Origin of the sequence: Actinomadura roseirufa, assembly GCF_900659635.1 — a bacterium.
In the GTDB taxonomy this organism is placed as follows: Bacteria; Actinomycetota; Actinomycetes; order Streptosporangiales; family Streptosporangiaceae; genus Spirillospora; species Spirillospora roseirufa.
This window is the reverse complement of sequence record NZ_CAACVB010000325.1, coordinates 1-7471: the sequence shown is the minus strand read 5'-3', so window position 1 is coordinate 7471 and position 7471 is coordinate 1. Positions and strand designations below refer to the sequence as shown.

6 protein-coding genes, 1 pseudogene and 1 riboswitch are annotated in these 7471 nt (G+C 74.4%); of the genes and pseudogenes, 2 read left to right on the top strand and 5 right to left on the bottom strand.

Features of this window, described 5'->3' with window-relative positions; all coding sequences use genetic code 11:
- Positions 1 to 1512, bottom strand: a 1512-nt coding sequence (locus tag E1291_RS36695) for an AAA family ATPase (protein WP_503108256.1), incomplete at its 3' end; no start/stop codon positions are given.
- Positions 1513 to 1633: 121 nt separating this feature from the next.
- Positions 1634 to 1833: riboswitch (cobalamin riboswitch) on the top strand.
- A gap of 30 nt (positions 1834 to 1863) precedes the next feature.
- Here E1291_RS36695 and E1291_RS36690 point away from each other — a divergent pair.
- Together E1291_RS36690 and E1291_RS36685 are read left to right on the top strand one after the other, a co-directional pair.
- Complete coding sequence (locus E1291_RS36690) at positions 1864 to 2094, top strand: CbtB domain-containing protein (protein WP_131742653.1); 231 nt, start codon at positions 1864 to 1866, stop codon at positions 2092 to 2094.
- A 21-nt stretch (positions 2095 to 2115) separates the two neighbouring features.
- Positions 2116 to 2859, top strand: coding sequence for a CbtA family protein (locus E1291_RS36685; RefSeq protein ID WP_131742652.1), 744 nt, complete (start codon positions 2116 to 2118; stop codon positions 2857 to 2859).
- A 49-nt stretch (positions 2860 to 2908) separates the two neighbouring features.
- On the opposite strand, the gene E1291_RS36680 is transcribed toward E1291_RS36685, so the two are convergent.
- The 4 genes and pseudogenes from E1291_RS36680 to E1291_RS42695 all read right to left on the bottom strand — a co-directional run.
- The gene (locus tag E1291_RS36680) at positions 2909 to 3775 is read right to left on the bottom strand and encodes a (2Fe-2S)-binding protein (RefSeq protein ID WP_207401132.1); all 867 of its coding nucleotides are present in this window, start codon (positions 3773 to 3775) and stop codon (positions 2909 to 2911) included.
- A 648-nt stretch (positions 3776 to 4423) separates the two neighbouring features.
- A complete protein-coding gene (gene serA / locus E1291_RS36675; RefSeq protein WP_131742651.1) occupies positions 4424 to 6013 on the bottom strand; it encodes a phosphoglycerate dehydrogenase in 1590 nt (529 codons plus the stop codon).
- Positions 6014 to 6164: 151 nt separating this feature from the next.
- Entirely contained in the window at positions 6165 to 6803 is a 639-nt protein-coding gene (locus E1291_RS36670; protein ID WP_242614606.1) for a thymidylate synthase family protein, read from the bottom strand.
- A gap of 396 nt (positions 6804 to 7199) precedes the next feature.
- A pseudogene (locus tag E1291_RS42695) lies at positions 7200 to 7471 on the bottom strand (DUF2079 domain-containing protein); the annotation flags it as partial.

Below are 7471 nucleotides of genomic sequence, written 5' to 3'. Positions count from 1 at the left end.
GGCCTGGTCCGCGCGCGGCACCCCGGCCGCCCGCGCCCGCGCGAGGGCCTCCCCCGCCCGTGCCGGACGGCCCATGAGGACGTGCACACGGGCGGCCAGCAGGTCCAGGTCGCGGCGCTCGGACGGGCCGGTGACGGCGTCGCGCGCCTCGGCGAGCAGCCGCAGCGCCTCCTCCCCGCGGCCGAGGGCCAGGACGAGGCCGAGCGCCCTGGTCGTGGCGTGGCGGGAGCGTTCCCGGTCGGTGCGCGGCCGGTCCGCCGGCGAGGCGCGCATCTCCGCCAGCAGGGCCTCGCCCTCCTCGGCGCGGCCCGTCACGTAGAGGATCGCGGCGAGCGGCAGCGCGGCCTCCAGCCCGCCGCCGCCCTCCAGGGCCGCGCGCCCGAACCGCTCAGCCAGCGCCAGGTCATAGGCGGCGCGGGCGGTCAGGCACGCGCGGACCGCCAGGGCCGGGTCCGCGGCGGTGCCACTGTCCAGCCGCCAGAGCGCCACCCGCAGCAGGTCCTCGCGGCGGCGCATCCCGGTGCCCTCCACCGCCGCGGCGAGCGCGGCCCGGCGGCGCCGCGCCCGCAGCACCGGCGTCCGGTCGCCGGTCACCTCGCCGAACAGGGGATGCGCCAGCCGCGCCTCCAGCCGGCGGCGCTCCCGGACCAGCACGATCATGTGCCGCTCCTCGGCCCGCTCGACGGCCGCCGCCGAGGTCAGCGCGGTCAGCAGGGGCACGCCCACCGGCTCCCCGAACGTCACGTACTCCAGCACCGCCCGCTCGGGCGGGCCGACCGCGCCGAGCCGCGCCTCGACCAGCTCGCGCAGCCGCGGCGAGACCGGCAGGCCGCCCTGCCAGCGCCAGACGCCGCGCACGCACGCCAGCCGCCCGGCGGCGGTGCCGGCGAACACCAGCTCCCGCAGGAACAGCAGGTTCCCCCGGGTCGCCCGCCACAGCCGGTCGGCCGTGCCGCCCGCCACCTGCCCGCCGAGGACGGCCTCCAGCACCGTCCCCGTCTCGGCCGCCGACAGCGGGTCGAGCTCCAGCCGGCGGGCGAGGTCCTCCTTCCACAGGGCCAGCACCGGATCGGGCGCGGGCTCGCCGCTGCGCACGGTCGCGAGCACCCGCGCCCGCCCGTGCACGACCAGGTGGTGGACGAGCGCCGCCGAGCTCGGGTCGAGCAGGTGCGCGTCGTCCACGGCCAGCAGCAGCCGGGACGGGTCGCCGCCCGCGCCGACCTCCTCGGCCGCCCAGCGCAGCGGGTTCACCACCGTGGTCCCCGGCCGCCGCGCCGGCAGGACGTGCCCGAAGGCGCCGAACGGGAGGTGCGCGCCCGCGCGGGTGGCGCCGACCCGCAGCACCGTGAACCGGCCGGGCTCCAGCCTCAGCAGCGCCTCGGCCGCCAGCCGCGACTTGCCGACACCGGCCTCCCCGGCCAGCACGACGCCCCGCCCGCCGCGCGCGCCGAGCAGGTCGCCGACCGTGTCGAGCGTCGCGGCGCGGCCGGTGAACGGCCAGGTCGTGCCCACCTTCCGATGGTAGGAACGCGGGGACGGCGCCGGTACTCCCGCGCCGGATGCGGCCACGCCCCGTCACGACATGATCGCGGTACCGCATATGTCACCTTGCCGCCGACTTGACGGCAATGGCCGTAAAAGGGGACGCTCTGGTCGACAAATCCAGATATGAGGCGACGGTGCGCAGGAACCTGGTGTGATTCCAGGACGGTCCCGCCACTGTGACCAGGGAGTCTCCCCCGCTCTCACGACCACGGCCGGGCGTCCGGCGGGAAGGTCGGAGGGAGACGTCGATCTGGGAGTCAGGACACTGACCCGTCGTCCTCCCGCTACCGGGGCGAGTGAACCCCGCGAGGAGATCCCATGGCCCAGTCCGCCGTTCCGTCCGCGTCCCCGCAGGCCCAGCCGGCTCCCGTGCCGCTGCGCGTGCCGATCCGGGAAGTCCTGCCGTGGGCGGTCTTCGCCGCGGTGCTGGGCGTGGTGCTCATCTACTTCGTCGGCGCGGAGCAGGGCGCGACGTCCCTGTTCAGCGGCACGTGGGTGCACGAGTTCACCCACGACGGCCGGCACCTGCTCGGCTTCCCCTGCCACTGAGCGGCCGGAGATCCACGACCGATGATGAGATCTCTGCTGGTCCGCGGCATGCTCGTCGGGCTGGCCGCGGCGGCCGTCGCGCTACTGATCGCCTGGATCTACGGCGAGCCGCAGGTCGGCCACGCCATCGCCTTCGAGGACGCGCAGGCCCACGCGCACGGCGCGCACGAGCACGAGCCCGAGGTCGTGAGCCGCACCGTCCAGAAGACCACCGGCCTGATCACGGCGATGGCCGTGTACGGGGTGGCGCTCGGCGGGCTGTTCTCGATCGCGTTCGCGTTCGCCTACGGGCGGCTCGGCCGGCTCGGCGCCCGGCCCACGGCCGCGCTGGTCGCGCTGGCCGGGTTCGTGGCGGTCGAGCTCGTGCCGTTCCTGAAGTACCCGGCGACGCCGCCGGCGGTCGGCAACCCCGACACGATCGGCAGCCGGACGACGCTGTACTTCGGGATGGTCGCGCTCGGCCTGCTCGCCACCACGGCGGCGGTGATCGTGTGCCTGCGGCTCGTTCCCCGGCTCGGCGTGTGGAACGCGACGATCGCGACGGCCGCCGGGTTCGCCGTGGTGGTCGGCGCGGTCTACCGGCTCACGCCGAAGCCCGACGCGATCCCCGGGCACTTCCCGGCCACCGTCCTGTGGGACTTCCGGGTCGCCTCGCTCGGGATCCAGCTCGTCCTGTGGGCGACGATCGGCCTGCTGTTCGGCCACCTGACCGAGCGGGCGTTCGCCCGCCGCCGGTCCCCCGCCGCGGCGCACGCCGCGGCGTGATCCACAGGGCCTGACCGACGGGCCCGACCGACGGGCCGCCCCGCCGCGCTCAGCGGCGGGGCGGCACGCCGGAGGGCCCGGGGGCGAGCAGGGCGCAGTCGCCGCACAGCTCGCCGCCCGGGGGCACCCGGTAGTACAGGCAGCAGCTGCGCCGGACGAAGCCGCGCGCCCCGAACGAGCCGGTGCCCGCCAGCGGCTCCAGCAGCAGCAGTTCGCGGACGAGCGCCTCGCGCGCCGGGTCGGGCGGCCCCACGTTCAGCCCGCCCGCGAGGGCGGAGGCGGCGTTCCCCCACACCAGCCCGTCGGCGAGGCCGACGAAGCCCAGCATCGTCTCGCGCAGCGGGGCGAGCTGTTCCGTCACGACCACGCGGTGGACGAGCCGGGCGGCCGTGCGCGCGTCCCCGGCGGCCCATCCGGACGGGCCGGCGAGCCACAGCGCGACCGGTGCGCCGGGCGCCCACCGCCAGTGCAGCCCGGACAGGTCGGGGACGATCCCGCGCGCCGCCGCCGCGATCACGGGCGACCACAGCCGCGAGGCCAGGCCCTGGAACAGGATGGACGCGGCCACCCGCCGCTCGGTGGTACCGAGCCGCTCGGCGTACAGGCCGGTCAGCTCCAGGAGCCGGTCCCCGTCGGTCTCGGGGAAGGGCCGCCACGTGGGGTCGGCCTCCTCGGCCGGATCGGTACGAATCTCGAAGTAAGCCCCCAGCCCACCGACCTCACGCAGAACCCGAACGACCTGACCGGGCTCGACATCGACCGGAGCAACCGAAGCGGGTTCACCACCGGCGGGAACGCCGCCGGGTGGAGCACCCCTGGCGGGATCGGCACCGACGGGAAGGACCCCAGCGGAAATGATCTCACCAGGGTCGGCATCGGCGGAGACGATCTCGATGGGATCAGGATCGGCGGCCACGGGCCCATCCTAGGGCCCGCCTAACAGGTGACCTCAGCCGTCACGCGAGCGCGCGCCCTGACCGGCGGGGCGATGCCGAAGGCGAGCCCCGCCGGGAAGATCGCGAAGCGATTCGCGCTCGCACAAGAACGGTCACGAAGCGAGCGCCAGCGAGCGAAGTGGGCCGGGCTTGAAATCAATACGCCCGACCGCCGTTGTCGCGGCGGTCCAGGGCCTTCTGCAGGGCGCGGGCGGCCTCGTCGCGGGCGTCGTCGGTGGAGGTGGCGCGCGTGGTGGGCTCGTTCGTCATGGTTCGCTCCGATGTGAAGATCGCTGTGCTGTGGCCTGGGGGCCGCCGGGGGCCGTGGTTCGCACGGGTCTCGGCATGGGGATCGGGCTCACGGCCGTGACGCGACACCGCAGCGGGTGCGGCCTGCCGATGATCAGGCCCCGCTGCGGCAGCGAAGGATTACCACGTAGCGCCGCATGACTATCGGCCACGGTACCCGCCGTCCCGCCCACTTTCCCGACTCGTGGCAGAAAATCTCACGATCTGAGACGGACGGGCGGGCGCGAAGGCCGTGAAAAGGCCCCGGGCGGGCACCCGGCGCGTGCCGGACGCCCGCCCGGGGGCATGCTGGCGGGTGGTGCTCAGGTGGTGCCGGGGCGTCAGCCGTCCAGGTCGACGCGGCGGCCCATGTCGGCGCCGACCTCCACGGTGATCGCGTCGACCAGCTGCGGGGCGATCGCCGAGTCGACGGTCAGCGCGATCAGCGCCTTGCCGCCCTTGGCGTCCCGGCCGACCTGCATGCCGGCGATGTTGACCGCGGCGTCGCCGATCAGCTTGCCGACGGCGCCGACGATGCCGGGCCGGTCGTCGTAGGAGAAGAAGGCCATGTGCTCGGTCGGCACGAGCTCCATGTTGTAGCCGTTGATCTCGATGATCCGCTCGGCGTGCCGGGGGCCGGTCAGCGTGCCGGACACCGACACGACCTCGCCGCCGGCCATGGTGCCGCGGACCTGGACGACGTTGCGCCAGTCGGGGCTGTCCTCGCTGGTGGTCAGGGTGACCTCGACGCCGCGGTCGCGGGCCAGCAGCGGCGCGTTGACGAAGGTCACGGGCTCCTCGGTCACGTCGACGAACAGGCCCTTGAGCGCGGCCAGCTCCAGCACCTTCACGTCGTGCTCGGCGATCTCGCCGCGGACGACCACGTCCAGCCGGACGGGCACGCCGCCGGCGAGGGCGGTGAAGATGCGGCCGAGCTTCTCGGCGAGCGGCAGGCCGGGCTTGACGTCCTCGGCGACCGCGCCGCCCTGGACGTTGACCGCGTCCGGCACGAACTCGCCCGACAGGGCCAGCTTCACCGAGCGGGCCACCTGCGTGCCCGCCTTCTCCTGCGCCTCGTGGGTGCTGGCGCCCAGGTGCGGGGTGACAACGACGTTGTCGTGGTGGAACAGGGGGCTCTCGGTGCACGGCTCGGTGCTGAACACGTCGATCCCGGCGCCGGCGACCCGGTGGTCCTTGAGCGCGAGGTCGAGGGCCTCCTCGTCGACGATGCCGCCGCGGGCGGCGTTGACGATCCGCACGTTCGGCTTGACCAGGTGCAGCTCGCGGTCGCCGATGAGGCCGAGCGTCTCGGGCGTCTTCGGCAGGTGGACGGTGATGAAGTCGCTCGTCCGCAGCAGTTCCTCGAGCGTGACGAGCTTCACGCCGAGCTGGGCGGCGCGGGCGGCCTGCACGTAGGGGTCGAAGGCGACCACGTTCATGTCGAAGGCGGCCAGGCGCTGGGCGACCAGCACGCCGATGCGGCCGAGGCCGAGCACGCCGACGGTCTTGCCCTGGAGCTCGACGCCGGTGTACTTGGAGCGCTTCCACTCGCCCTGCTTGAGCGCGGAGTGACCCTGTGGCACGTTCCGTGCCGTGGCCAGCAGCAACGCGATCGCGTGCTCGGCCGCGGTGACGATGTTGGAGGTCGGCGCGTTGACGACCATGACGCCGGCCTTGGTGGCGGCCTCCACGTCGACGTTGTCCAGGCCCACGCCGGCGCGGGCGACGACCCGCAGCCGCCTGGCGTGCTGGAAGACCTCGGCGGTGACCTTGGTGGCGCTGCGGACGATCAGCGCGTCGACGTCGGCGACCGCGGGCAGCAGGAGCGCTTTGTCGCTGCCGTCGACGTGACGGACGTCGAAGTCGGATCCCAGCACGGCGAGGCCGGCGGGAGAGAGCTCTTCTGCGACGAGGACGACGGGCTTGCTCAAGGAAGACAGTCCTTAGAAAGTCGGTTGTGCGGTGCTCTGGCAGGTGAGTTCGCGAGTCACCTCGTCGTGCCCTCGCCCCTCCGCGAGTCTATCTCCCGCGGGCGGCGCGGTCGGAGTGGGCCGCGTCACCCGCGGCGGTCCGGCGGCCGGATCAGGCCGCGTTGGGTTCGGGCACGGCGGCCAGGACGGCGGCGACGCGCTCGGCGTCGGCGACCCGCACGTGCGGCACGTCCACGAACACCCGCAGCGGCCCGGCGGGCAGCCCGAGCTCCCCGGCGACCTGGACCTGGACGCCGCGCAGCGGGACGTAGCTGAGATAACCGAGGTAGACGTTCTGCGACCGGAACATCCCGGTCATGATCAGCCGGTAGCCGCGGATCCGGAACGACAGCGCGGTCAGGCAGGGCACGCCGTCGGCGGGTTCGCCCGGGAGTGTCAGCGAGATCCACGCGCTGGTCGTCCAGGGCCTGGCCCGCAGCAGATCCACCACCCAGGCGAGCTGGTCGACGCCGCCGAGGCCGCGCAGGCGTGGCCCGTACCGGCCATGGACGGCGCGGCGGGTGCGCTCCTCGGCGCGCCGGACGAGCCGGGTCCGGTCGCCGTGCTCGCGCAGGATCGGGTCCTCCCAGCTCAGCGAGGCGACCTCGAAGAGCAGCGGGGGGCCCTCGATGATCGGCGCGTGGTCCTCCAGGCCGGCGGTTCCGGCGCTCCACACGTGCCGGAGCACGCCGATCCACGCCTGCCCGCAGGTGTCCCACCGCCGGACGGCCGGGGTTTCCGGGGCCGCCACCTCACGGCTCCCCGCCATTTTCCGGCGCACGGCCGGTATTGCCGTGCGGGGAATTGCCCGTTCCCGGCAATGCGGCGGGGAAGGCGAATTGCGGACGGTGCCCGGACCGGCGCCCGGCCCGCCGCCCTGCCGTGTCCCTGAACAGCTTCGCTTCGTCCATGTACGCGCCCCAACGCCGCTCCGGCGGCGGTCATGTGAGCGTTCGCGCAGGGTTCCTGGCCGGCCGCGGCCGTCGCGACTTTCTTCAAGTATCCGGCAAGGCCCGTCAAAAGGATAGGCTTGCTGATCTGATCGGCGATGTTCACCGGCATTCGGACGCGGCCCGGCCCAAAGGTCATTGGACGAGATCATTGGACGGGGTCATCGGCCGGGGTCATCGGCCGGGCGCGGCGGCGGTCACCAGGGGTCGGGCCCGGCCCGGTACAGCAGCACGTAGCCGTCCGCCCGGAAGACCTCCCGGTAGCCGCCCGCGATCAGCGACTCCACCCGGCGCCGCTGCTCCCCCACCGACTCGAAGGGGAACTCCAGCCGCTCGACGTCCGCGATCACCCAGGGCGCCCGGCGCGGCCGCCCGTCCCACAGCAGCACCCGGGCGCGGGCCGACAGCGCCGGGCCGACGACGTTCGCCGACTCCACCAGCGCGCCGTCGGGGACGCGCGCGGCCACCG